19 protein-coding genes and 1 tRNA gene are annotated in these 26,699 nt (G+C 37.3%); 11 read left to right on the forward strand and 9 right to left on the reverse strand.

Annotated features, from left to right (window positions below; translation table 11 throughout):
- Window positions 1-5,526: right-handed parallel beta-helix repeat-containing protein (locus ACFILD_RS03525; RefSeq protein ID WP_375664776.1), on the reverse strand; the 5,526-nt coding region annotated here is incomplete at its 3' end.
- 775 nt (window positions 5,527-6,301) lie between these two features.
- Between ACFILD_RS03525 and ACFILD_RS03530 the strand changes: the two genes are divergently transcribed.
- The 4 genes from ACFILD_RS03530 (at window position 6,302) to ACFILD_RS03545 (ending at window position 10,474) form a co-directional block, all read left to right on the forward strand.
- Window positions 6,302-7,432, forward strand: coding sequence for a metallophosphoesterase (locus tag ACFILD_RS03530; protein ID WP_375631202.1), 1,131 nt, complete (start codon window positions 6,302-6,304; stop codon window positions 7,430-7,432).
- Window positions 7,433-8,754: 1,322 nt separating this feature from the next.
- On the forward strand, window positions 8,755-9,231 hold the full coding sequence (locus ACFILD_RS03535; protein WP_375664778.1) for a phage tail protein: 477 nt from the start codon (window positions 8,755-8,757) through the stop codon (window positions 9,229-9,231).
- Complete coding sequence (locus ACFILD_RS03540) at window positions 9,228-9,473, forward strand: tail protein X (protein ID WP_375664779.1); 246 nt, start codon at window positions 9,228-9,230, stop codon at window positions 9,471-9,473. Before ACFILD_RS03535 ends, ACFILD_RS03540 begins: the two co-directional genes overlap by 4 nt.
- The gene (locus ACFILD_RS03545; RefSeq protein ID WP_375664795.1) at window positions 9,473-10,474 is read left to right on the forward strand and encodes a phage late control D family protein; all 1,002 of its coding nucleotides are present in this window, start codon (window positions 9,473-9,475) and stop codon (window positions 10,472-10,474) included. The genes ACFILD_RS03540 and ACFILD_RS03545 overlap by 1 nt, the downstream gene beginning before the upstream one ends.
- Before the next feature lie 367 nt (window positions 10,475-10,841).
- Here the strand turns inward: ACFILD_RS03545 and ACFILD_RS03550 are convergent.
- Window positions 10,842-10,918 (reverse strand) — tRNA-Met (locus tag ACFILD_RS03550).
- A 163-nt stretch (window positions 10,919-11,081) separates the two neighbouring features.
- Between ACFILD_RS03550 and ACFILD_RS03555 the strand changes: the two genes are divergently transcribed.
- Window positions 11,082-12,038, forward strand: coding sequence for a Gfo/Idh/MocA family protein (locus ACFILD_RS03555; RefSeq protein ID WP_375664797.1), 957 nt, complete (start codon window positions 11,082-11,084; stop codon window positions 12,036-12,038).
- A gap of 49 nt (window positions 12,039-12,087) precedes the next feature.
- Window positions 12,088-13,206 (forward strand): DegT/DnrJ/EryC1/StrS family aminotransferase, encoded by a 1,119-nt coding sequence (locus tag ACFILD_RS03560; protein WP_375660761.1) that lies wholly within the window; start codon window positions 12,088-12,090, stop codon window positions 13,204-13,206.
- Between the two features lie 325 nt (window positions 13,207-13,531).
- Here ACFILD_RS03560 and ACFILD_RS03565 read toward each other — a convergent pair whose 3' ends face one another.
- Genes ACFILD_RS03565 through ACFILD_RS03575 form a run of 3 tightly spaced genes read right to left on the reverse strand, consistent with a single transcriptional unit; the run spans window position 13,532 to window position 14,798 of the window.
- The gene (locus ACFILD_RS03565) at window positions 13,532-13,798 is read right to left on the reverse strand and encodes a hypothetical protein (RefSeq protein ID WP_375631198.1); all 267 of its coding nucleotides are present in this window, start codon (window positions 13,796-13,798) and stop codon (window positions 13,532-13,534) included.
- On the reverse strand, window positions 13,788-14,174 hold the full coding sequence (locus ACFILD_RS03570) for a hypothetical protein (RefSeq protein ID WP_375631197.1): 387 nt from the start codon (window positions 14,172-14,174) through the stop codon (window positions 13,788-13,790). Before ACFILD_RS03570 ends, ACFILD_RS03565 begins: the two co-directional genes overlap by 11 nt.
- A gap of 27 nt (window positions 14,175-14,201) precedes the next feature.
- On the reverse strand, window positions 14,202-14,798 hold the full coding sequence (locus ACFILD_RS03575) for a DUF1134 domain-containing protein (RefSeq protein WP_273790821.1): 597 nt from the start codon (window positions 14,796-14,798) through the stop codon (window positions 14,202-14,204).
- Between the two features lie 213 nt (window positions 14,799-15,011).
- On the opposite strand from ACFILD_RS03575, the gene chpT reads away from it, so the two are divergent.
- Entirely contained in the window at window positions 15,012-15,650 is a 639-nt protein-coding gene (chpT, locus tag ACFILD_RS03580) for a histidine phosphotransferase ChpT (protein ID WP_273790820.1), read from the forward strand.
- Between the two features lie 223 nt (window positions 15,651-15,873).
- Here the strand turns inward: chpT and ctrA are convergent, their stop codons facing one another.
- Window positions 15,874-16,575, reverse strand: a complete 702-nt coding sequence (gene ctrA, locus ACFILD_RS03585; RefSeq protein WP_273790819.1) for a response regulator transcription factor CtrA — start codon at window positions 16,573-16,575, stop codon at window positions 15,874-15,876.
- 566 nt (window positions 16,576-17,141) lie between these two features.
- On the opposite strand from ctrA, the gene ACFILD_RS03590 reads away from it, so the two are divergent.
- On the forward strand, window positions 17,142-17,528 hold the full coding sequence (locus tag ACFILD_RS03590; protein ID WP_273790818.1) for a flagellar export protein FliJ: 387 nt from the start codon (window positions 17,142-17,144) through the stop codon (window positions 17,526-17,528).
- Window positions 17,529-17,658: 130 nt separating this feature from the next.
- Here the strand turns inward: ACFILD_RS03590 and ACFILD_RS03595 are convergent, their stop codons facing one another.
- The gene (locus tag ACFILD_RS03595; RefSeq protein ID WP_273790817.1) at window positions 17,659-17,934 is read right to left on the reverse strand and encodes a DUF1153 domain-containing protein; all 276 of its coding nucleotides are present in this window, start codon (window positions 17,932-17,934) and stop codon (window positions 17,659-17,661) included.
- A 391-nt stretch (window positions 17,935-18,325) separates the two neighbouring features.
- Here ACFILD_RS03595 and mnmA point away from each other — a divergent pair, with 391 nt between their 5' ends.
- Window positions 18,326-19,549, forward strand: coding sequence for a tRNA 2-thiouridine(34) synthase MnmA (gene mnmA, locus ACFILD_RS03600; protein ID WP_375621388.1), 1,224 nt, complete (start codon window positions 18,326-18,328; stop codon window positions 19,547-19,549).
- A gap of 280 nt (window positions 19,550-19,829) precedes the next feature.
- Here mnmA and ACFILD_RS03605 read toward each other — a convergent pair whose 3' ends face one another.
- Window positions 19,830-20,639, reverse strand: a complete 810-nt coding sequence (locus tag ACFILD_RS03605) for an RNA methyltransferase (RefSeq protein WP_273790815.1) — start codon at window positions 20,637-20,639, stop codon at window positions 19,830-19,832.
- A gap of 767 nt (window positions 20,640-21,406) precedes the next feature.
- Here ACFILD_RS03605 and ACFILD_RS03610 point away from each other — a divergent pair.
- Window positions 21,407-22,315: a cation diffusion facilitator family transporter gene (locus tag ACFILD_RS03610; RefSeq protein ID WP_273790814.1), complete on the forward strand. Its 909-nt coding sequence runs from the start codon at window positions 21,407-21,409 to the stop codon at window positions 22,313-22,315.
- 1,297 nt (window positions 22,316-23,612) lie between these two features.
- Here ACFILD_RS03610 and ACFILD_RS03615 read toward each other — a convergent pair.
- Window positions 23,613-24,452, reverse strand: coding sequence for a DUF1460 domain-containing protein (locus ACFILD_RS03615; RefSeq protein ID WP_375623436.1), 840 nt, complete (start codon window positions 24,450-24,452; stop codon window positions 23,613-23,615).
- Window positions 24,453-25,221: 769 nt separating this feature from the next.
- Here ACFILD_RS03615 and ACFILD_RS03620 point away from each other — a divergent pair.
- Complete coding sequence (locus ACFILD_RS03620) at window positions 25,222-26,442, forward strand: MFS transporter (protein ID WP_273790812.1); 1,221 nt, start codon at window positions 25,222-25,224, stop codon at window positions 26,440-26,442.
- Window positions 26,443-26,699: the final 257 nt, after the last annotated feature.

Here is a 26,699-nt window from a genome sequence, read left to right on the forward strand (position 1 = left end):
TCCGCGTTCAGAAGATAAGGTTCCTGTGTTTCCGTAAGTATAGAGGAAGAAACCGGTTTGTTTTTCTTCTTCTTTTCCTAAGACAGATGTTCTGATATTGGCTAAGAGTGCGTTTTGTTTAGCCATATCGGTTAATCCACTATAGAAGAGAGCATTTGGCATGACCAAATAGCTTGCTGTTTGTGCTACAGGGACGATCACACTTGGACCAGAACCAGAATCCGTTTCAAGAATTTCTTTATGTAAGCGGAAATCCCAGAAATTTTCATTCTTTTCATCAAAGAGGCTTTGTGCAACATCGGCTGTACCGTGGCTTGACTCTGGTCCATAGGCCGTTAGCGTATATTTATAAGGCAAACGATTTCTTGTGGTATAGCCATTCTCGAGTTTGAAAGAGTCTTCTTGTGCTTTTCCAGATACTTGAATGAGCGAGAGGCCACCTATATTGGAAGGATCAGCAGCATTTACTACACTACTTTCATCTCCTGAATCGCTTTTGATATAAACTGTTGTGGAGCCTGAGACATCACCGTGGATCAGAAGTCTATCGGTTTTTTGATCGGCACTTTTTACGCCATCACTCCAAGCAATGTTGAAGTAAATCTTTGCATCACCCGTTGCGTTGTAGACTTCTTGCGTATCTGGTTTACCAGATCCTATATGCAATGTGTGATAATGATCTTCTGTTGGTCCATTAAAGATAATAGAACTATTGTTGAGATTAAGCGTGGAAATATCAGAACGAGATCTTTGAGCGATATCAAGCAGATTGCCATCAGCATTGAGTTCTGTTGCGCTGGTTTTTACGATCCATTGTGTCTTGTTTTTTAGATCAAAACGTACATTTCTGTCTTTAGAAATATTTGCTCTGCCTTCTAAAGTTGAATGATCAGCGCTTAATGTGAAGGTGCCGTTGGAGATCGCTTTAACCTCTTTATTGTTCCAATAATTGTCATTTTTCCAAGATTTTGGATCTTCGAAAAGACCATCTCCTAACAATACATCAGCATGGATTTCTGAATTTTTGAGATTGACTGTACCGATTGACAAACCTGGAATATCTTCCATGTTTGTGTTAGTAAAAGCTCCAACAAAAATTCCAGTACCATTTTCAGCGTGAACATCTGCATTGGTTAAATTGATTTCACTGCTTTTACGTTTTTGTGGATCATCTGGATAATCTAGATCAGGATTAGAGAGAGCTATAAATTGCAAACCAGCAACTCCTGCTATCATAGAAGTATTCACGACATCAATATGTCCGTTAAATGCCGCCCATAGTGCAACTTTTTTTGCTTCTATTTTATTTTTTATTGTATTCTCTGCTGCTCCAATATAACCATTCGTCATCTTAATCGTGCTATTATTTTCTGCGGTGAGACCAACATCAAAATTTTGAATGATTGTTTTACCATTTAACTTAATTAAACTATCAGTTTCTGCAACGTTTACAGCAACGGTCATTGTTTTACTTTCACCACCGGTTATAATTAAATCTCCGCTAATGATTTGACTTCCACCGTCTGCATAAAACCCTTCATCAACATTTTGAATGGTTGTTTTGCCCATTAACCTAACTTCACTACCAGAGTCCGATGTCCATATACCAGTGCGTTCGTTGTCGGGGCCGTCAAGTGCTTCACCACCGATTATTGTTAAATCTTTGCTGGTGATTTTACCACCGTCAACTGCTCCAAGGCCGCCCAAAGTATTGTTAATTATTGTATCACCATGCAATTGAATTGTGCTGTCATTGCCACTTACAAATGCACCGTTTCCTTTTCCCTCTGTTTTTAGAGCAACATCTGTGGCATCAATATGCCCTCCGTTGATTGCGAATAACGCTGTTTCGTTCGCGGCTACGGATCCTCCCATCATCATGATCTTAGATCCTGAACCGTCTGCAAGGAGTCCTCCGCCATCAGATGATGTAATGTTAGCATTGTTTTTTAAGATAATCGTACTGCTGGCTTCGGCGCTTCCTCCTACATCACGTCCACTAAATGATCCTCCTGAGACCGTTATTGTTGAGTGATCATTTGCAACTATACTGGCGGCTGCCTGAGTCACTTCTACATTATTTAAAACAACGGTACTTTTGTCTGCTTTTATTCCAAAGTTTAGTAGCGCATCGTCTTTACTATTCGATATCTTCACACCTTCTAGCTTGTTTTCACCGCTGTTACTGTTTAAGAAGCTGGCACCAACTAGAGAAGTTTTAATGGTTCCTCCAGTCATGTTTATTGCGCCACCATCGTTTGTTGTAAGTCCAATTTCACTATTACTAATCGTTGTTCCTTCAAGCAATTCAACTACACTGCCTTCGCCATTAGAAAATACACCAGACGATATATCTTCGTCATCTACAGATACATCTGTAACATTTAGAGACACATTTGTGACCGTAATATGTCCACCATTTTCAGCAACCAATGCATTACCTTTCCCCGTGACGATTCCTCCCGTCATGCTGATGGTGGAGTTTGAACTATTTGCATAGAGTCCAACGTTATCAGATGATGTAATGTTTGCATTGTTGGTTAAAGTGATGGCGCTGCCGTTTTGAGCAGATATTGTTGTATTTCGTGCATGAAATGATCCTCCTGAGGCTGTTATTGTCGAGTGATCATCTGCAACTAAGGCATTGGTTGCTTGCATGACGGTTACATCTTTTAAAGTGACGATACTGTTTTGGTCTGCTATTACTCCCAAGCTCAGTGGCGCATCGTCTTTACCACTTGATATCGTCACACCTTCTAGTCTGTTTTCATTGCTGCTGCTTGAGAAGACAGCACCAACTAGAGAAGTTTTAATGGTTCCTCCAGTCATTTTTATTGCGCCACCATCGTTTGTTGTAAGTCCAATTTCACTATCACTAATCGTTGCCCCTTCAAGCAATTCAACTACACTGCCTTTGCCATTAGAAAATACACCAGATGACTTATCGCTATCATTTGTTTTTAGGGTTACATCTGCAACAGTAATATGGCCACCATTTTCAGCAACCAATGCATTACCTTTCCCCGTGACGGTTCCTCCCGTCATGCTGATGGTGGAGTTTGAACTATTTGCATAGAGTCCAACGTTATCAGATGATGTAATGTTTGCATTGTTGGTTAAAGTGATGGCGCTGCCGTTTTGAGCAGATATTGTTGTATTTTGTGCATGAAATGATCCTCCCGAGATTGTTATTGTCGAATCATGATCTGCAAATATACCGGCTGCTGCTTGAGTCACTGTTACATCTTTTAAAGTGGCGGTACTTTTATCTGCTTTTATTCCAAAGTTCAGTGGTGCATCGTCTTTACCACTCGATATTGTCACATTTTCTAGTTTGTTTTCACGACTGTTACTGTTTAAGAATCCAGCACCAGCTGCAGAAGCTGTAATGGTTCCCCCAATCATCTTGATTGCGCCATCATTTTGTACTACAAGCCCGATTGCACTATCACTAATTGTTGTCTTTCCAAGCAATTCAATTACACTATTTGCGCCATTAGAAAATACACCAGATGACTTATCGCTATCATTTATTTTTAGGGTAACATCTGTAACAGTAATATGGCCACCATCTTCAGCAGTCAAAGCATTCCCTTTTCCCGTGACGTTTCCTTCTATCATTGTGATGGAGGAGTTTGAACCTTTTGCATAGAATCCAACATCACCAGATGATGTAATTTTTGCACCATTTGTTAAAGTGATAGCGCTGCCGTTTTGAGCAGATATTGTTGCACCTTTTGCATCAAATAATCCTCCCGAGATTGTTATTGTCGAATCATGATCTGCAAGTATACCGGCGGCTGCTTGAATCACTGTTACATCTTTTAAAGTGACGGTACCTTTATCTGCTTTTATTCCAAAGTTCAGTGGCGCATCGTCTTTACCACTCGATATTGTCACATTTTCTAGTTTGTTTTCACGGCTGTTACTGTTTAAGAATCCAGCACCAGCTTTGGAAGCTGTAATGGTTCCCCCAGTCATCTTGATTACACCACCGTTTTGTGCTTGAAGCCCGACTGCACTATCACTAATCGTTGTCTTTCCAAGTAATTCAATCATGCTACCAAAGTCATCAGAAGCTACACCAAATCCATCACCATTTGTTTTTAGGGTGACATCTGTAACAGTAATATGGCCACCGTATGTTGTCGTTACTGCTTCCTCTTTCGCTGTAATGCTCCCTCCTGTCATTTCGATGATGGACTTTGAACTTGCCGCATGGAGTCCAGCATCATTATATGATGTAATTTTTGCACCGCCAGTTAAAGTGATGTTGCCGCCGTTTTGAGCAAATATTGCTGTTTTTTCTGCATCAAATGATCCTCCTAAAACTTTTACTGTGGAATCATATGCATCTATGGCAGTTTGTGCTTGCGTCACTGTTACATTATTTAAAGTGACATTACTGTTAGTTGCCTTGATTCCATTGATTAGTGGCGCATCATCTTTCCCACTTGATGTCACTACATCTTTCAGTTCGTTTTCTTTGCTTTTGCTATCCAAAAAGAATGCACCAACTTTGGACGCTGTAATGCTTCCCCCAGTCATTGCGATTGCGCCACTTTCTTGTGTTTTCAACCCGATTGTAGCATCTTTGATCTTTGTATCAGACAATTCAATCACACTGTTTTCACCTTGAGACAAGGCGCCGAATCCACTCTCAATTTTAGTACCCTTATTAGATGCAGGATTATCCCCTTCTGTAGTAGGTGCACTTGTGGTATCTCCCTTTGCTGTTAGAGTACCACCCGTGACTTTAATATGACCACCGTCGTTTGTATACAATGCTGCGTCTTTTCCAGTTACGCTTCCTCCAGTCATTTTTATGGTGGTATTTTCATCATCGGCATGGAGTCCGTTACCATTAGATGAGGTAATGTTAGTACCGCCATCTACAGTAATGGTGGTGCCGCCCATAGCATATACGCCATCCATTTTACCCTCGAATGATCCTCCGGATACTATAACTTGAGAAACGTCATCCGCAAGTATACCAGTTTCTGCTTGCTTAACTGTTACATTTTCTAAAGTAATTAAACTTTCGTTGTTTATTTCTATTCCAAGGAGTGATGATGCTTCATTTTTATTATCTGATATCACTACATTTTGCAGTATACTTCTACTATTCTTACTACCATCAATATAAACGCCAGTTTGAGAAGCTGTAATGTTCCCCCCGGTCAGGTTGATGTTAGCGCCGTCTTTTACAGAAATACCGAAACGAACATCAGAATCAGTGCCTTGAATATTTAAGCCATTTAATTCAAGCGCACTGTTAGCACCTTCAACTGTTACAACATATTTATCGCTACCTGTGTCTGTATTTGTGTTTTCATTTCCAGTTACAGTTACAGTACTGCCGGTGATTTTTCCTTTGTCTTTTACATAAATAGTCTCGTACGTTTTTCCGGATATATCTTTTTCTTCGTTGGCAACGCCAAGAGTTTCAGCATGTGCAGTGAACTGGATGTTGAATAGGATGATAGCAGCCGCAGCCGTGCATGATAAAAGGGATGTTTTATACACCAGTATTCTCCTTATGAGAGCCCCCAAATATTCATTTCCCCGCAAACTTCATAAGAAGAAGTGAAAATGGATAGTTGTTATTAATTTCGATAATTTTCTTTATTTGGTAAGACATTTTTGATTTTTTGTCAAAATTAAAAAATAAATAATATTAAATTTGTATGAATTTATATTTAACACACAATGTGCTTGTAATGATTTATATTATATAATTAAATTTATTGTAAATCTACATTATAGAAATTATAACTATTATTATTATACTTTACATAATTTATATTATTTTTTATAAAGTAATAATAGTATTTTATGTAGTATTGCTGCATTTTTATAGCTTATCAAAGTGAATGATGACGGTAATACTATAACACTGTTGCTAGCACTTTTGATTATTTATACCTTATTTATCATAATATTATAATATAATTGATCTTGATATCCAAAGGAGTTGGGCACTCTAGTATAAGAATATATTTTTTCTCCTGTTGGGGATATTTTAATAGTATACGACTAAGTTTTTATAAGCTGTTGATGTATCGATGACATTTGAAAGAGCCAGAGCCCAAGCTTATAAATCTTAATCAATTAAAGTTCTTGAAGTTGAAGGCTTGAAATCAACAGTGCTTTTATATCATCAAAGTGCACCTTCATTGAAGGATCATTGCTTTCGTTATTTCGAATTTTTGACATATTTTTGACAATAAAATCTAAAAAAATTGTCTCTGAGGAATTTTTTAATATAAAAAATATGTAACGTTTTTATGGTGATAGGTTTATGAGATATAAAGTTGAATTGGTAATCACCGTGATTGCTTTTACTCTCTCTGGTTGTTTTAATCTTGATTCTGAAAAAATAAAAAGAGACAAGAGGCTTCATCATGATGCATTCATGGATTGGTCTATGAAAGAAAAGTCTCTTACAAAAAATTATACTGCTATCATTATGGCTGATCCGCAACCGTGGCGTTTAAACTCTGGTGATGCCAATGGAATATCAAACAGAGAGCCATGGTTAAAGATAAATGAGCAGGTTGCTGGTGTGATAAAAGCGCACAAGGCTGCATTCCATATTGTCAATGGTGATCTGACGGAGTTTGGACAACAAAAAAACTATGATGATTATGAAAATGTTTATAAAACTCTTGGAGCACCTGTCTATGAGGGGCTAGGGAATCACGATTATGCCAATAATGTTGGTAATTGTACAAATCCTCAAGAATTCAGTTTTTACAAAGATGCTTGTGCTATAAGTGCAGTTTCAAGAATGGTATCGGAAATCAAAAAATACCGTAGTCAATTATCGCATTTCAATGCAGATGTTACTGAAAGCTTGGTTCCCATTTCGGGTGGAAATATTCGCTCGATAAGGGGGAGTTTGAGTTATTCTTGGGATTATGGAGATGTTCACTATGTGCAGCTTCACAATTATCCAAGCTATACGGTTGGTTTGAAGGGGCAGTCTACAGAAGTGCAAATCAATAAATCTTTAGATTGGCTTAGGAACGATTTAGCTGCTGCTGATGCAAGAGGTAAAGTGACAATCATTAATTTTCATGATGCGCGTGCTGCTTCCATTGATGGTGAATCCTTTTTTATTCGTAAAAAGAATGCTAAAGATTTGTCGGTCTTTAAGTCAATTATTACCTCTCATAATGTTAAAGCAATCTTCGTGGGTCACACGCATTATCAGTCTTATTGCCGTGCGAAAAATGATAAGGTTTTTGGAAATATCCCTATATATACAGCTGGTGCGCTTTTTAATGGAGATTATTACCTCTTAGATGTGAAAGGCAAGACCATTCACGTTAAAGCCTATAATGGAGAAATAGGAAAACCGCTTTTAATTAAAGATCTTGGTGTTATAGGGAAAGACACTCAATTTTCGGCAAGTTGCAGTAAGTTATAATAGGATTTGTTTCTTTGTCTTAAAGCATGAGGGAAAAAACGTATTATATGTGCGGACTTGAAGAGCAGTAGGAGTGTCTAAATGTTACTTAGAAATAGAGTGAAAAATCAGACATATTTTTTTCAAAGCTGCTAAGATTTCAGGTTATACGCTATAAGTGCAATGGTTTAATGTGAACTGAGCTTTAATACAAAGCAGAATAATGGTTTGTTATTCTATTTTTTCTTTTTAGGCTTTCATCTTTGAAGAAAGGGGAGTTTGTCAAGGGTGTGTTCATAATTTGCTAGCACTTGTTGTCCAGAATCATCAAGAAGGCTGTTTTTATTAATTTGTTGCGGTATAATTATTAAGTTATGCCCTTTATTAGAGCTTATAATATCTACTCATGGGCAACACTTTTCTTTTTCATAAGAAAAGCTTTTTATTTTGATCAATTTTTTACTTATAATCTTCAAACAATTGATGTTTTGTGATGCTGTATAATTTCTCTTGATTAATCGTATGAAATTTTAGTTGTATTACAATTTTATCTTCTTCTTTTATACGTAAGTAAATCGTTACAATAATATGATACAAATATTGGAGTCTGTTTATAGCTGTTATGGTCTCATGCAATTATCCTTAGATGACTCTCACGTGTCTTGGCAGTTTTATCTTTGCTTTGAGAGAGGTGTAAAAAGGGGATTTTAAGAAGTTTCAGTTTAGAAAGAGTTTTTTTGCCCGCGAAAAGCTCTCTGATGCTGCCAAGGCAAGTATGGAACAAGCGGGCGAAGATCTGGCTAATTCGATTGTCGATGGTTTTATGGGCACCATCTCACAACTGACAGATTTTTGTAAATCTTTGCCCCATCGCATGAAGGGGTGGATTGGGTCGATTGATGTTAAGAGAGTTTTTGCCAAGTTTTTTGGGGGGCAAAACGCCAATCCAGCCCATAGCACAATTTGCGGGGGCGGGGCGTGCAAATTCCCCTTTCACAGAAGCAAAAGGCAAAGAGCGCTCCACCATCACACACAATCAAAATGTCACAGTGCATGTTAATGGGGCGCGTGAACCCATGGCCACTGGTCGTGCGGTTGCCCATGCTTTGCAACGGGCACGCGCTAATGCCCTGCATGGCGGGACNCAACGGGCACGCGCTAATGCCCTGCATGGCGGGACAGAATGATACGGGTTACAGAATAAGGGAAAAGACGGCGTGCTGGAAAGAACACAATGAGGGGAGGGATGAAGTGCTAGGAGGGCGCAATGGTAGGAGAGATGCAATGATACGTTTCGAAAGAGATGACGTGCTGGAAGGGATACAATCAATGGGAGGGAGCCTATGAGAGATCCTTTGATGATGTTAGGACCGCATCAATTTTATGTGGATTGGCTGAATTTCCAATCTTTTGCAGAAGAGTTTTATGCCTTATGGGTTTGTATGGAGCGTTTTGGCAAGGCACCCAGTTTTCAATTTACCGGCTATGGCAATGATGCAAAGCCCATTCATGGAGTTTGGTTTCCAGAAGAATTTGGTGATCGGGTAGCCAGTGATGCCATCACTACAACTAGTCGAAGAGCCAAGCCGGTTCAGATGCTTCGGTGGATCAATGATACCACCTATAGTGTCCTTCTCCATGGACCCGTAGTAATCACCACGATCAATAAAGCCCATGACTATATCAGTCGCTCTGGTCAATCCCAACGCATCCGCTATTCCATTACGCTCTTGCCCTTTTTTAATGGCGGAAAACCACAAGGACAATACCAAGAGAGACAATATCAAATGGGGTATTACCAAGAGGAACCTACCCCATGAAGATACCCAAAAAGCGCGTTATTGTAGAGCTAGAGGATATGAGCCTCGATCTCCTTTTCTTTCTGGCTGTGTTAGGAGACCGCATCCAAGTTGGGGCACTAAACGGTTATTTAGAAGCCACACTGGAAGCTAATCCAGAGATTGCCAAATATGGTGTGTTTTTACCACGGGGCTTAAAGGTCATTCTGCCTGAATTTGTTAGCCAAGAAAAGAACAGCATGGTGAAGCGGTTATGGGATTAATGCGTACACACCCTTTTATTGTGGTCAAGGTGGGAGACAAACCTGTTCATGAGGTTTTTTACCAGCGTCTTTTAACCGCAACGATTACGGACCATGCCGGTAATGAAGCCGATACATTTGAAGCAGAGTTTGATGATAGTGGCAATGATTTAGAGGTTCCCTCAAGCAATAGTGCGCTACAGGTGATCTTTGGTTATGAGAACAGCATCAGTGCATTTATGGGGCGTTTTGTTGTCGAGTCGGTTGTAAGTTGTGGTGGCAGTGATGGAGAGATCTTGCGCCTTTGTGGCAAAAGTGCCTCGATGCGTAAAGAGCTCAAAGAACAGGTGAGTGAGCATTTTGATCACAAAACTGTTGGTGAGATTGTTGAGACACTTGCCAAACGCCATGGCTATCAAGCAAAGGTCAGTCCTCAGGTCACCACACAAACTTTGTCTTATGTGATTCGTACAGATCAATCGGCTGTTGATTTTTTAACCCGCCTTGCCGATCGCATGCGGGCACGTTTTTTAATCAAAGACAATAAGTTTTTGTTTTTAAGCGGAGATAATTTACCAGCACTCGACATCCATAAGCACGACTGTTCCAACTGGGAATTTACCCTAGAGCTACGTACACAATATGGCACCATCGAAGCTTCTTATTTTGATCGCTCAAAAGGGCAACAGTGCCAAGTCAAGCATCAGACAGTGTTTAGTGGTCCCGTGCGGCGTCTTCGCAGTTGTTACACTTGTGAGGAGGAAGCACGAGCTGCTGCTGCTTCCGAGTCGGACAGGTTGTGTCGTGCTGTGGGCAGTGGTTCTTTGACCCTTGAGGGGCGTCCCGAAGTCATGGCGGATCAACCTCTTTTATTGCAAGGGTTTCGTGGGCAAATCAATGGTCCATGGAAAGCTGCAACCGTCACCCACTGCTATGAGAAGCAAAGCGGATACACAACAGAAATCACCTTTGAGGCACCAAACAAGGGAAAAGAGGCAGGAGAAAAGGAAACCTCTGAGTGACAGAAAATCAAAGGGGCAACTTGACCGAATTCTTTAAATGCTTCTCTTTTTAATTAATGTGCTTAGGATACAGAAAAATTATCAGTCAATTTGACTAAAAGAGGTCATTACATCTTATAAATGCTGCTTCTCTAATAATGCGATTCCAACTCAAGGAGTTGATCATCTCAAATTGCGATTTTGAGTAGAAAAGAAAAAGGAGCTTTAAATACCCTTTTAAAGGTCTTTGATGACCCTTTGAGAACCCCTTTAAAACTCTTTGAAAAAAAATGAATTGGTACAAAAACTAGTGTCAAAATATACAAAACCCGCTGGCAAGCTACAGGCAAGCTACACTGCTGACAAACTACACACAATAAAAAAGTAATGGTAGCGGAGGAGGGATTTGAACCCCCGACACAAGGATTATGATTCCTCTGCTCTAACCTACTGAGCTACTCCGCCAAAATAAGCAATCATAATTGTCAATAATTATATCTTTTGCGGATATAAGGGGTAGAATAGTAAGATGTCAAGCATCGTTTTTAAGCTTTTCTCTTGTCATTCTATATTATCCTCGATATGTAAAAGTGTAATTTTATATGATAAAGTAAGGTAAGGCATGAAAATGGTGCCACGTGTAGCGGTTTTAGGATGCGGTCATTGGGGTGAAAATCATATACGGACACTCCACGCTCTCGGAGCTTTAGCAGCAGTTTCTGATATTGATAATGATCGTGCTGCTAGTTTTGCAACACTGTATGGTGTAGAGGTTGTTACACCAGATGATCTTTTTACTCATCGAGATATTGATGCGTTGGTATTAGCGTTGCCGCCACAATTGCATACGCAAAATGTGCTCCGTGCTGTTAAAAATGGTAAAGATGTTTTGGTGGAAAAACCAATAGCCTTGAATGTTTCTGATGCTAAACGCCAAGTTCAGGAGGCTGAGGCCTATGAGCGAGTTTTTATGGTGGGACATATTTTACGTTTTCATCCGGCTTTTGAAAAAATGTGTGAATTGGTGAAAAACGGAGATGTGGGAGATGTGCGATATATTTATTCTCATAGATTAGGCTTTGGAAAATTTCACACACACAGTGATGCTTTATGGGATCTTGCCCCTCATGATCTCTCAATGATTTTGGCGTTGACAGGATGCGAACCTTCCGAAATTCGCGGTGAGGGGGCTGCTGTCATTGATCAGATTTCTGATTTTTCTCATATTCATATGATTTTTCCAAATGGTGTGCGTAGTCATCTTTTTACTTCACGCTTAAGTTCTTATCGTGAGAGGCGTTTAACTGTTGTTGGAACAAAGGCTATACTCGTTTTTGATGATATGGAACCGTGGAGTCGTAAATTGGCAATGCACCATTTTGCCGTTTGGAAAGAAAATCAAGAGTGGGCTTTTAGCATGGATGAGCTGAATTACATTGATGTTTGTGAAGACTTGCCGCTTACTTGCGAATTACGGCATTTCCTTCATTGTATTGAAACGCGTCAATCACCTCGTACAAATGGTGATGATGCTATTGCTGTTTTACGGATTTTAACAGCTGCTGATGTCAATTATGATAGATAAAAGAGATAGGTAGCGCTTTTGCATTCTTGTGATGATCAATGGAGTTAATATGCAATTCATCGACCTTGGGGCGCAGCGTGCGCGTATTGAAGATAAAATTAATTCTGCAATTGCGCATGTAGTCGCTAGTGGTAAGTATATTTTGGGGCCAAAAGTAACAGAATTTGAAGAGAAATTGGCAGAATATCTTGGCGTTAAACATGTGATTGCATGTGCTAATGGAACAGATGCTTTGAAGATGCCTCTTATGGCTAAAAATATTGGTCTAGGGGATGCTGTTTTTTGTCCTAGTTTTACATTTTCAGCAACGGCTGAAGTGGTTGCTTTGGTGGGGGCTGAACCTGTTTTTGTCGATGTTTTACCTGATACATTCAATATTGATGTTGAAAAACTTTCTCACGCTATCGAAATGATAAAAAAAGAAGGACGTCTAAAGCCAAAGGCTATTATTGCTGTTGATTTATTTGGGCTTTCTGCTGACTATGTGCAAATTGCTCAAGTGGCTGCCAAGGAAAATCTTTTTGTAATTGAAGATGCTGCTCAATCTATGGGGGGGAGAAGCGGTAATACTATGTGTGGTGCTTTTGGTGATGTGGCTGCTACAAGTTTTTATCCTGCAAAACCATTAGGATGTTATGGCGATGGAGGCGCTATGATGACCAATGATGATCATTTTGCAAAACTTTTACGCTCTATTTTGTTTCATGGTAAAGGTGAAACGCAATATGACAATGTACGTATTGGTATGAATTCGCGCCTAGATAGCATTCAGGCTGCAATTTTACTAGAAAAGTTTGTGATCTTTGAAGATGAAATGGAAAAGCGTGTAGAAATTGCTCAACGCTATTCCAATGGCTTAAGAGATATTGTTACAGTTCCAGAAATAGGAGAAAATATTCGTTCTGCTTATGCACAATATACGATTAAGGTAAAAGAACGGGATAAATTAAAAGATTTTTTACAAAAAAATTCTATCCCTACAATGATTTATTATAAAACTCCTTTACATCAACAGCCAGCTTATAAACACTTCCCTTATGTAAAAGATTCCCTTTCTGTTTCAGAATCTTTAGGAGAGTGCGTTTTAAGTTTACCAATGCATCCTTACTTGACACAAACGGATCAGGATATGATTATCCAAAAAATAAGAGATTTTTATCACTCTTGAGAGCGTGTTTTTATCCTTAAAATTATGGTCAAATCTCTATTGGTGATCCATCTTAGAAGGTATTTTTTGTTAGAGTGTGTGACCAATGTCTTTGGTATTATTTGCTTTCTAGAACCTATGAAATGTTGTTCTTTAGAGCGGTGATATGATTAGAAAGTGAATCTGCTAGACAAGAAGATATTTTTTAACAGAACGGTATAGGCTAAAAAACTTTGTTCTTTAGCTTAGCAGAAAAGTCACGTTTAATAAAAAGGATTTGGGTTATGAAAGTTACAATGAACCTTTGTTGATTTTACTCTTCATTTAAGGTGTTTTAAAAGATAACTTATTTAACAGGGCTTTGGGAGAGAAAAGTTATTTTTTTGCGAATACGTGAGGCTAGGTCATTTTTGTTTTTTGATTTTTGAATCAATGTGTTGATGGGTGATGTATTCCCCTCTTGTAGCGCTATTTGAGCTGCCAATGTTGCTGCAAGTTCTTTTGTTTCTTCACGGAGTTCTTCCAGCAATTGGTGGTTAGCAGTCGGGTCAAGCTCATGAGTTTGGATTTTTTGTAAGCGTTGCTGATAGAGTGCGATTTTTTCACGCATCATTTTTCTTTCCTTTGAAAGTGTGTAGTGTGGCGATATTTTGTTTGATTGCTATCGCTTCTTTGGTGAGAGTATCTTTTGTGGGGAGGCATAGCCGATAAAATTGTTCTGTTACTTGGCTCAGTTGTATTTTTTGTTGGGCATATTTTTTTTGCAAAAATTCATACTTTTGTTGGTTGTTTGCTAATTCTACAGCATGTTGTGCACGAAGAAAATCGTGATTTGCTTCTATTTCCGCGAGTGATAATGGCATTTTCGCACAAACATCTTTATACGCAAAATGAACGGCTTTCCGCCAAATAAAAGGAGATAAAAGCACCAGTAACCAAGAAGTGAAAGCAACTCCGAGTATAAAAAAAAGAAATGATTGAATAAGCATAATACCCCTTTTCAAATAAGAATACGTTTAAAACGGATTCCATGTCGGTTTAGGTGTTAATTTTAAATATCCTACATTGATACCAAGGCGTGCGCCGACTCCTGTACGTATTGGGATTAACAAGGTATTATGGTATTTTAGGACATGAAAACCAACACCTGCAATTAAATAGGCCGAACCTGAAATACCACCATAGCGTCTCCATAAATTATTTATGCCATTAAGATTGTAAACTAAGATCATTAAACGGGAGCCTTGGCCGCCAAAATCCCATCCTACTGAGGGACCTTGCCAAAAAACTTTATGTTGACCATAGCTTTTGGTAAAAACCCTTCCTTCGCCATAGGTTAATCCAGCAAAAAAGGCACCAGAAGCTTCTTCTCCTAAAATATAGGCATTGGGATAACCGTATTTTGAAAAAATATTTTGAATTGCAACAGCCAAACCACTGGCTGTTTTTCCAAAAAAAATATGACCAGAATCAATAATTTCTTGGAGTGAATAATGAGGCTCGTTTTGCTCTATTGGTTTTAGTTGAGCATGTGTGGTGTTTATGGTGATGAATAAAAGGAAGATTAAAGATATAATATTTTTGTACCAGTATTTGAGCAGAGAGAGAGCCATGGAGTTTTCTCCTTTTATTAGTGATAAACAAAAAGATAATATTAGAATTTTCATGCTATTCAAATAAAAAATAAGATATAAGGTTATTTAAATTCTTGAATTTATTTCTGATTTTTTAGCATGATTGTTAATATTTCCTATTATGCATCAGATGTTAAGAGTTTTTCTTTAAAATAAAGTTTGTTTTTTTGAATCTAGGAGTTTTCAATCATTATGACGTTAGATATTTCTTTGAAGCCTATGGATCTTGCTGCTTTGCTTTGTAGTCGTATTTGCCATGATTTGATTTCACCTGTGGGGGCTATTCAAAATGCAATGGAGCTTTATGATGAAGGAGGAGCTGAAGAAGATGCTTTACAATTGGTGCGTTTATCCGTTGCAAGTGCTGCTGCACGTCTACAATTTGCGCGATTGGCTTTTGGTTTTGCTGGTGCAAGTGGAGGACAAATAGATACACGGGCTGCAGAGCAGGTTGCTCAACAATATATGAAAGAAGAAAAAGCAACATTAAAATGGCAAGCTTCTTCTTTATTGTTAGAAAAAGATGAAGTTAAACTTTTGCTTAATTTATTATTGATTGCAAATGCAACAGTTTCTCGTGGTGGTGAAATTGTTGTTATGATTTTGCAAGAAGAAAATAAACGTTCTTTTCGATTTGAGGTTTTCGGTAGAACTCTCCGTATACCCCCTCATTTTCTTGCGTTATTCCGTGGAGAAGTTCAAGAAGAGCTTGTTGATGCACATGTCATCCAATTTTATTACACAATGTTACTTGCTCAGATGACAGAGATGAAAATAAATATTGATGAAAGTGATGGTTGTATTGTTTTAGAAAGTATAAAAAAGCTTTGAATAAGAGAGAAGCGCTTAAGCTGTGTTGGGAAAAGTGGCTTCGATTGAATTTATGAGCGATAAGGTTATATGTGTAAATTTGGTGTGGTTACTTCTTAAGCTTTAAGCGCTTTCTATATGAGATTTTTGGTGTGCGAGTTTTCTACTTTTAACAGAGAAAAGATCTCGGGAAAAAATCTCGGCCCGCTACACTCCGAGATTTTACAATGTGCATGTTCACTGCTTAAGCGGTTTTTCGTACGTTCTCTTCAACTGGATCACGTAATACATAACCACGTCCCCAAACTGTATCAATGTAATTTACACTAGAAGAGACTGCTTCCAATTTTTTCCGCAATTTACAGATAAAAACATCGATAATCTTTAGTTCTGGTTCATCCATTCCACCATAGAGATGATTGAGAAACATTTCCTTGGTAAGGGTGGTACCTTTGCGTAAAGAGAGAAGCTCTAACATTTGGTACTCTTTACCGGTTAAATGAACAGGGCGCCCTGCAACTTCGACAGTTTTTGTGTCAAGGTTAACGGTGAGATCTCCGGTAACAATAACCGATTGTGCATGTCCTTTAGAACGACGAACAACTGCATGGATACGTGCAATGAGCTCATCTTTATGAAAAGGCTTCGTCATATAGTCGTCTGCTCCAAAGCCAAAACCACGAACCTTGTCTTCAATGGCATTCATACCAGAAAGGATTAAGACAGGAGTTTTTATTTTTGCCAATCTTAGAGTCCGCAAGACATCATACCCTGACATGTCAGGCAAATTCAGATCAAGCAAAATGATATCATAATCATAGAGTTTTCCTAAATCGATACCTTCTTCACCCAGATCAGTGATATAAACATTAAAGTTAGCCGACTTTAACATCAACTCAATGCTTTGAGTAACTGCTCTATCATCTTCAATTAATAATACGCGCATTTTAGATCCCTCACTTTGCTCCTTCACGAATCATAAGGAGCATTTCTATTTTATATCAGTTAGCAAAACCACTGTTATAAAAACAATTCATTAAATCAAACACTTATAACAAAGTGTTTATGAACATTTCAGTAGTACGCGTAACAATCACTACTAAATTCCCCACTATCCATGATAGTGGTTAACAAAATATTTTTATTTTTGAAAGAGGCTACAAAATTATTTTAGAAAAATCCCATATTTTTTAACATAATAAACAAAGAAGGGCTTTTTCTATAAACTTTAACTTAAAAAAAAAATTGTAAAAGAGCGTTATAAATTACTTTTTTACAATTTCAGTGTTTATTTACTGAGCTTTAAACCTCTTCATTTATAATGGGGGGAAAAGTTAAAGAAATAGTTATTGCTCTTTAAAGCAGATTGTATTTTCAGATGCTTTAATGCAAGGCAAAAATTATTATAATTTCAAGTTAATAGACTGTTTTTGTCGGATAGACATATAACTAAAAGATATTTATTGGGTGTGAATGCGAGTTTTGAGTTGGCGCAATCAAGGAGTAGTGAGTATGAAGCCACGAGAAAATATGGTGCGATTGAGGATGTTTCAAGTGCGTGGAAAGCGCCGTGAAATTGCACAGCTTGAGATGATGATCGCAGAATTTGAACGAATGGTGTTAGAGTTGGAAGCACAGATTACTCATGAAGAACGTAAATCTGGAAACAATGATGTTCACCATTTTGCTTATTCTGCTTTTGCGCGTGCAGCGCGGCAAAGACGTGATAATCTGATCAATTCAATTCGTGATTTAGAACTTCAAAAAACAAACGCTGAAATTGCTCTCCATGAAGCTAATACAGAGCTGCAACGTGCACAGCTTTTGGAAGCACGAGAAAAGAAGATTGTTGCGGATGATAAGGATATTTTGATTCAATCTAATTCAATGGTTGGCTAATAAAAGCAATTATTGAAGAATCCATTCTTTCAGGTTTATCTTTTGGATATAGTATAAAACAGCCAAACTTTTATCAAGTTTGGCTGTTTTATAGATTGCTTTATGTTATCAAATCGTAATCAATGGCAACTTAATGCCTGTAGTGTTGAATCTTGGTCGTTCGTAATCCCGCTAAACCGTGTTCATCGATTAAACTTTGCCATGAAAGAAATTCTTCTACAGTCAAAGTATAACGGTGGCACGCTTCGTCAAGACTTAACAATCCACCTCTGACAGCCGCAACAACTTCAGCTTTGCGACGAATCACCCAGCGCCGTGTTGTTTGCGGCGGTAGGTCGGCAATTGTAAGCGGACTTCCATCTGGCCCAATAACATATTTCATTTGTGTTTTTATCAAGTTGCTCATTCGTATCCTCTACCTTTAGTCAAGGACTTGATTCGTTTATAGAGCATGAAATTTAAAAAAGAGCTAAAAGCGCTGAAAGAAAAAATTAATAAAGTGATTGGGTATGTAAAAAGAAGCTCAAGTTGAAGTGTGAAGAAGAGATTCTTGCAATATTTTACCGGATTTTTCAAAAGAGCAAAAAAGGATTTCTCCTAAACGATTACCATTATGCCTTATTTCCATCATTCTTTTTTTGTTTGCAGCAGCTCTTAAGAAAGTAATGCCTATGGTTGTGGAAAGGATAAAAAAATAATATAAAGGCAATCAATCGTGTAAAAGTGCTGAAGAGCGTGCATCAGAATGTCAACATATGGGTAGCCATTAAACAGAGCAGTAAATAGAGAATGAATACATGTTTTTAAACAGTCTTGATTTACCAGGACAACCTGAAGATTCTCGCATTGTTGTTGCAATGTCGGGGGGGGTTGATTCATCGGTTGTTGCAGGTCTTTTGAAAAAGGAAGGATATAATGTTATTGGCATTACGTTGCAGCTTTATGATCATGGGGAAGCAACGCATCGGGTGGGGGCGTGTTGTGCAGGACAAGATATTGAGGATGCACGCCGCGTTGCAGAAACACTAGGAATTCCTCATTATGTTCTTGATTATGAAAAGCGCTTTCGTGAAGCTGTTATTGATCCTTTTGCAGAAAGTTATGCTCATGGAGAGACCCCAGTACCATGTATTGCATGTAATCAAACGGTTAAGTTTGCTGATTTATTAGCAACGGCACGCGAATTGGGGGCAGATGCTTTGGCTACGGGACATTATATTCGTTCGCGTTCCAACGGAGCGCATCGAGCACTCTTTCGTCCTCTCGATAATGATCGTGATCAGAGTTATTTTCTCTTTGCAACGACACAAGAACAGATTGATTATTTGCGTTTTCCACTTGGTGACCTTCCAAAAGCCCGCGTTCGTGAAATGGCAGCAGAAATGGGCTTTGTGGTTGCCAATAAGCATGATAGTCAGGATATTTGTTTTGTTCCACAAGGAAAATATTCAGATGTTATCGCAAAACTGCGTCCAGAAGCAGCTAATCCTGGCGTTATTGTCCATATTGATGGAAAGATTTTAGGTAAACATTCGGGAATTGTTAATTATACGGTTGGTCAACGTCGTGGTATTGGGGTATCAACGGGTGAAGCGCTTTATGTGGTTTATCTCGATGTGGAAAATGCACGTGTTATTGTTGGACCGCGTGAAATGTTAGAAACGCATAAGCTTTTTTTACGTGATGTGAATTGGCTTGGTGATGAGTCGTTAGATAATTTCCCTTCTCAAGGTATTGAGGTGGCTGTAAAGGTGCGTTCAACGCGTCCTCCTCACCTTGCGCGCTTACATTATAAAGAAGGTATTTTTTCCGTTGATTTATTGGAATGTGAAAATGGTGTGGCACCAGGGCAAGCTTGCGTTCTTTATGATGGAAATGGTCATGAGGCGCGTATTCTTGGGGGAGGATTTGTAACACATTCAGAACGTGCAGCTGATACTGAAATGATGTTGAAGCGCGTTTTATGCAATCTCGAAACAAAAGATCCTGTTTCCTCAGAACTAAAAACAACAGCTTTATAAAGCATAGTAAATTGATTTATAATGATATTTTTTAATCTTAAACTTGAATGAGAGACTTCCGGAAGATTTTCTCATTGAAAGTTTGTTTTATGATTGAATCCATCAAAATTATATCTTCTGCACGTCATAAGCGGGGTTAGGGTGTGGAAAGTGATGATAAAGAAAATGTAAAAATGTTTTTTATCAATGCTTTCAAAGGCTAGGGAACGGCAATATTATTGGAGACTGGTAGATAACATACAACATTGGGTATGTTTTATAACTTGAAGTGTTATCATCTTTAGTGGTCAAAGTTGGTAAAATGAGCAAGTGCAATACCTGAGGCTGTGGCAACATTAAGGCTGTCAAAACCGTCAGTCATGGGAATACGTAAGGTGTTTGATTGTTGTAGTATATGGGGTGGTAAGCCATCGCCTTCTGTTCCAAAAATAAGTGCTATTCTTTTGGTTTTGTTGGCTTGCTTGAGAGTGTGTGAGGCAGAAGGGGAGAGTGCATAAAGATGAAAGTTTTCATCGTTTAGAGCAGCTATAATGTCATCTATATCAGCGTTTTGCGTATAGGGTACTTTTAAAGCAGCGCCGGCAGACACTCTTATTGATTTGCGATAAAGTGGATCGCATGAGGTTTTGTCGACAATAATGCCATTACTGGCAAAGGCTGCTGCATTACGAAAAATTGATCCCATATTATCGTGATTCGAGATACCACATAAAACAAGAATCAAAGCTTTTTCTGGAAGATGTTGTAAAAAACTTTGTAAGGATGGCAGTATTTTGCGTTTACCAATACCCAGAACACCACGATGAACATGGAAGCCGGTGATATTATCCATAACTTTTTGTGGAACGCAATAAATGGGACATAGAGGCTGTGTTTTTTCTAAAAGCGGTAGAAGTCCAGAGAGACGGTTTGCTACGATGAGCAGTGAGATGGCAGAAAACTCTTTCGAATGTAGTAATGCGGACAATGTTACTTTGCCTTCAGCAATAAATTGATGTTGCCGTCCAACAAGATCTTTTTCACGGATATTATGATAGGCTTTTAGGCGTGGATCATCTGTTTCATTGATTGTTGTGATATTCAAATGCATGCGAGATTTTTAGTGCTTTTTTCTTATGATTTCCAGATGTTAGAATTTGTTTTATTTAAAAAAAAGAGATAAAAAAACATTATTTTAAAACTTATGGTAGAATTTGTATTGACAATATGCAACCATAGGTATAATGTAAAAATACTGATACGGAATCATATATTTTTTCTCGTATCGGGTGCAGTGTCTTGGGTCCCCGCTATTTCCCAAGTTCTGTATGCCCTTAATTTCTAAGGGAAAAGAATCTGGGTCCCCAATGCCCAGATTCTTTTTTTTGAGGGTAATCATTGTTCTTCTTTTTATATCTAAATTTTTTAGTAAATCATATTTTAAAATCCAGTTGACCTGTAAAGTTACCGTAGAGTGCTAAGATATTTTTTCTAAGGTGCAACGATGGCTTATAAATGGGGTATAATGCACATCATAAGACTGAAAAATAATGCATGATCATGATAGATTTGAGCAAAAACAAGTTTTTCGTTTATGAGAAGTGAGATGGCTTTAAGTTATTCAGAAAACGATTAATAATGAAGGTTATGTGTTTGATTGCTCTTGGGAAAGCTCTTTTTTCTATTATTTTCTCTCTTCTTTATTTATTGGTGCTGTTCGTGTAACTGAGCAGTTTTTACGATAATAATGGTGAGCTGAGGCGTTTATTGTATGATGAAGCTTCTGTAATATTGAGGAAAGATCGTCGTTATGCCAAAAGTATAATGATATGGTTGAAAATATTAATTCCCTATTTCGTGAAGAAAAGGATGAGGTTCATGGATGTAAAAATCAATATACAAAGCTTGACTTTATACTCTATTTTTATTGCGTGTATTGTTTTTGCTTTGAAATATTGGACATATCACATCACAGGTTCGGTTGCACTTTATTCTGATGCATTGGAATCAATTGTTAATATCCTTGCGTCATTGGCAGCATGGTGGGCTGTTAAAGTGAGTATGAAGCCAGCAGATCATGATCATCCCTTTGGGCATCATAAAGCGGAATATTTTTCCGCAATTCTTGAAGGGGTACTCATTATTATTGCCGCAATTGTTATTTTAAGAGAAGCATGGATAGCTCTTTCTACCGTTAAATTGTTGCAGAAACCTGGAATATGGCTTGTTATTCATCTTATTGCAACTGTCATAAATTGTATGTGGGGAATGGTTCTTATTTGGCAGGGAAAACTCCATCGCTCACCGGCTCTTAAAGCTGATGGAGTGCATTTTATAACAGATGTTTTTACTTCGCTTGCAATTTTAATTGGTTTGATTGCCGGTTTTGTCGGGGGATGGGGAGCTTTAGATCCAATTTTAGCGATAATCGTTGCCGTTAATATTCTCTTACAGGGCTGGAAGGTGATTAGAAATGCTGTTCAGGGGTTAATGGATGTTGGCGTTGAATTGAATGAAAGCATGCGGATTCGGGAGCTGATTTCTGCAAATGCATCGGGTGCGCTTGAGGTCCATGATTTGCGGACGCGTGTTGCTGGAAGGGTTACTTTTATAGAGTTTCATTTGGTTGTGCCTGCTATAATGCAGGTAGGAGAAGCACATAAAATTTGTGATAAAATCGAAGCTGTTCTTCAAAAAGAATTTGATAATGTGCGTATTTCTATTCATGTCGAGCCTGAAGATGAGGCAAAATTGCCTCCCGGTACAACGGTGATCCCTTTTATATAAAAAGATTTTTCAAATTGTCTGTTATGTTATGAGGACTGTTTTTTTATGATGGGGTGATTCATACCTCTCGAAAATACAATGATGCTCTTTTGTTGATTTAATTTTTGCATCAATCAAGTATACAAGGTTAAACAGAGTATTTAAGGCAAGATTTATTCTATTTCGTTAAAACACTGTCATTTAAGGTGTGGTGAGATAAGGCATATAAAATTTGATCTATTAAGTGTTTTTAGAGTATGGAGTAAATATTCAAAATAGGACTTGCCGGTGTATTCTTTTGTAAGTGAATCTCATGAAATGGTTAGCAGCTTAAATCCATTTAAGAAAACGGATCGTTTACAGACTGTCGGGAGTAGATGTTTCGTTTCTTAGGGCGAGGAGGAGTGAAGCCTTCGTAATAAGTTTAATGAGATTTAATTATAAATTTTGTATAAAAGTTATGAATAGGGTTTTAAAGTTTGTGATCATAGATTAATCGTCATTATTGTTGCTAATAAATGTGTTGTTTTATCGATACAATGTGTTCTGTTTAGAGTGTTCTTTATTGCATGAAGGATGGGGGACTCATTAAAAGATGAAAAAACAAAAATCATGCTCATAACTCTACTCTTTAAAGGATATTATTGTCGTTACTGTAGAAAATTGTAAAGCTGAACTAAAGAATGATGCTAAAGATAGAAACTGGTTTTTAATTGATGCCTTCATATTTTCATTCCAATCTGGCATCAAAATTTTACAAGGACTCGTACAGTACTGGTGCATCCTAATCATAATATGCTGCTATATCAGGGCTATTTTAATTTATAGATAATAACAAAAAGCAAAGACTTTATAAGGAAAAAAAAGCTATAAAGTCAAAAATTTATATGCAATAAATTAGAGAGGTAGATCGAATTTTTATAGAATACTTTATGAAACAACCACCAAACATATCTGGCTTTACTTTTACTTATTTTTACAAACGTTCGTTTGTGTCTTTTGCGTTATATTCGTAAAGATCAGATTAGCGGTAATCTAAAGATAACTCTTGGTTGAGAATATGAAAGGAAAGCGTGATACTATAATAGAGTTTTTTCTGTCTTTATCGTTCAACCAGTAAAAGTGATTACAAATCCGTAATTTCTCCAAAAATGATTTTGTCATACTTATAAACAAAGTTAGATCAAAACGACTTTTTTCTCTTAAAACTGTAAACAAATATATTGTATCCGTATAGCTTGAACGAAGTTAGATGTTTACCTGAATAACGACAGTATATATTTTAAGAATAGAGAAGATATTTCATATCGCTATGATGTTATTCAAGAGCTCTTAAAACAATGATTCCTGGTGTTTTTTCAACATAATTCATAAAAGGAGAATCAACGACTTTTTCGTTTTCTTTTCGTGAAGAAGCATTTCTTAACATTGGCCCTTTATCTGTCATGATAAAGAAGCCCACATGTGTTACATCCAATCCAGCAAGTTTCGTATAAATACCAATGAAATCACCAGACTGTAAACGACCTATAACCTCCTCATTAATAAAGTTACTTGGAATATACGTTATTGTGCGTTTCACAACTGGCAACCCAGGTAGATAGCTTCCACCATCAGCTTTTTTATTGAGATATTTTTCTATTTTTACCGCATGGGGACTTATTTCAGCGGTAATATCAGTGGCGAGTTTATATTCTCTATAAGCCCAATCCGTAAAAAAATGTTTCCGATTTAAAAAATGAACATTACCGTTAATATAACGCGTTTTTATGACGTTATTTATGAATTCTGTTTGGGATGTTGATTTGCGCAATGCTTCAACATAATCCAGATAAGTGAAGCAATCTAAGCCTCTAAAATCAATAATCAGTTTTTCTGGTGTATTTTCTGAGCCATGTAACATATTTGCTTGGTAAGGTGTCCCTAAAAAAGCTTCAGAAAGAAAGTCAATTAGTGCCCCTTTTTCCTGATAATTTGTTTCTGAACGTTTTTTGAGAAGAGCATTTAATTTATTTAGAGTATAGGGATCTAGGTTTACGTTGGTTGTTTGTTGTGTTTTTATTTTATTTTCTACAGTACTCTCTTGTGAATCAGAATCCTGAACATCACATCCTGTTACCAACATTAATATGAGAATTAATAGGGATATTTTTCGCATTTTATACACCATTTTGAATTAAAAATTCATGACGAACTATTTCTAAAAGTGCTATTTTTTAAATGCTTATCATGATCATCGTTAGATTTAATGCTAGCATACAATCATTAAGAGTATCAATGAATATAAAGATAAAATCATGGTTTTTAAGGTTACACAAATTGCAAACGATATGAATCTTTTCTAAGATTATAGAATTAAAGGATTTTTCTCTATAATATACTTATTTTTTAATCAAAATTATTGTCAAATAAATATTTTTAAAAATATGATGAGCTTTTTACGTTGTTAAGCTATTCTGGTGTTGCTGCTTTAACTTTATAGCATATTCTGAGGGTAAGAAAATTTTTTAAGAGCTTATCTTTTAAAAGGTTTCAATTACTATAGGATATCTAACGTATCCAATGGAATTGAGATTCCTGAAAACGGTGGGATGAGAGGGGAAAATGATGTCTGATAAAATTCATCGTAATGTCTCTAAAACTATTGGAAATACTCTGTGTTTCATGAAATTTTGTTCATGAGTTTGTCGCACAAATATTTTGTTTGTGTAATGCAAAAAAAAATTTTTATTCTTTGACAATGAGATAGCAACTAAAGATACACCAATTAAAACGTAATTTTACAGTTTTATCTTGACTCTTACTTAAATTTTTACTTTGTTATTATTTCATATGTGAAAAGTATACGGTATAGAATACTTTTAAAAGGAAAAGGGAGTTAAAATATAGCGGGGAAGTAATTGTATGCGTAAAATAGTGTGTATGTTATGCAAGACCAAATGCTCAATCCGAAATTTGTTCAGCGTGGGCTCATTTTAGTGTTCATCACTTTATTGTTAGATATTCTTTGTATTGCGATCATTTGTCCTGTTTTGCCTGAATATTTTTCTCAATTAACTGGAAAAGAGGTCAGTACATCTTTTGTAGAAAGAGGAAAATTACTTGCAGCTTATTCAGTGATGCAGTTTTTGTTTGCTCCTGTTATTGGCAATCTCTCTGATCGTTATGGTCGTCGTCCTATTTTGCTTCTCTCTATTATCTGCTTTGCTCTTGATAATCTCATATGTGCTATAGCATGGAGCTATTCTATGTTATTTATCGGGCGTCTTTTGTCAGGGATAAGTGGCGCTAGTTTTGCAACTTGTACAGCTTATCTTGCGGATATATCTGATGATAAAACCCGTACACGCAATTTTGGTCTGTTAGGCATTGCATCCGCATTGGGGTTTATTTTAGGATCGTTTATTGGTGGTTTTTTAGGTCAGTTTGGTCCGCGTATTCCGTTTTATTTTGCTGTTGGTTTTTCACTCATTAATTTTATTTTTTCTTGGGTTATGCTTCCAGAAACCCTTTCTTTATGGAATAGGCGCTTTTTTGATATTAAGCGGGCAAATCCCTTAGGTGCTTTTTGGCACCTGAAACAATATCCGATGGTTCTTTGGGTGTTATTGGTCTTTTTTCTTTATTGGTTTGCGGAATCTGTATGGTTAAGCATTTGGGCGTTCATTGCAAAAGAACGCTATGATTGGAGTTCTTTTTCTATTGGACTCTCCTATAGTGTTTTTGGGATAGGCCAATTTATTGTAGTCGCTCTCTTTTTGCCTTATTTTTCTAAACGATGGAGTGATTGGCATATTGTTATAGTGGGGCTTTTGTTTGCCTCTGTTGCTATGCTGGGCTATACATTCGCGACGCAGGGGTGGATGGTTTATATGGTTTGTATGTGTACAATGCTTGAATATCTTGTTCATGCACCTATACGTGCGATTGCTTCAGCGCAGGTACCGACAAATGTACAAGGAGAACTGCAAGGAGCGATGACATCTGTTATTTCATTAAGTTTAACATTTGGTTCTGTTTTTTATGTGTTTCTTTTTGAATGTTTTACAGATAAAAATGCACTGTTTTATTTTTCAGGTGCTCCTTTTGTTGGAGGCTTTTTTCTTCTTGTCGTTGCGACAGTTATTTTTGCCTTGCGGGTACGTTAATTTGTTGAGAGAGGCCGGTACGTACTATTTTGCTAGAAGAATGCACAAGATAAACAAAATGTATCATTTTATAGGCAGAAAGTTTTTTGTAATATTTGTTTAACAAAGTGTTATATAAAATATCGATATATCCTTCTCATTTAGTGCAAATAATTTTTTTTATTTTGTGATATTGTTTGTATAGGGGAGTCCGTATTTTTTCTATTGCTTGCAAATTAATATCCAGTGCTAATGCAGCAGCATATTGAAAACAAAAG

This window comes from Bartonella sp. CL162QHHD (assembly GCF_042195435.1).
Taxonomy (GTDB): domain Bacteria; phylum Pseudomonadota; class Alphaproteobacteria; order Rhizobiales; family Rhizobiaceae; genus Bartonella.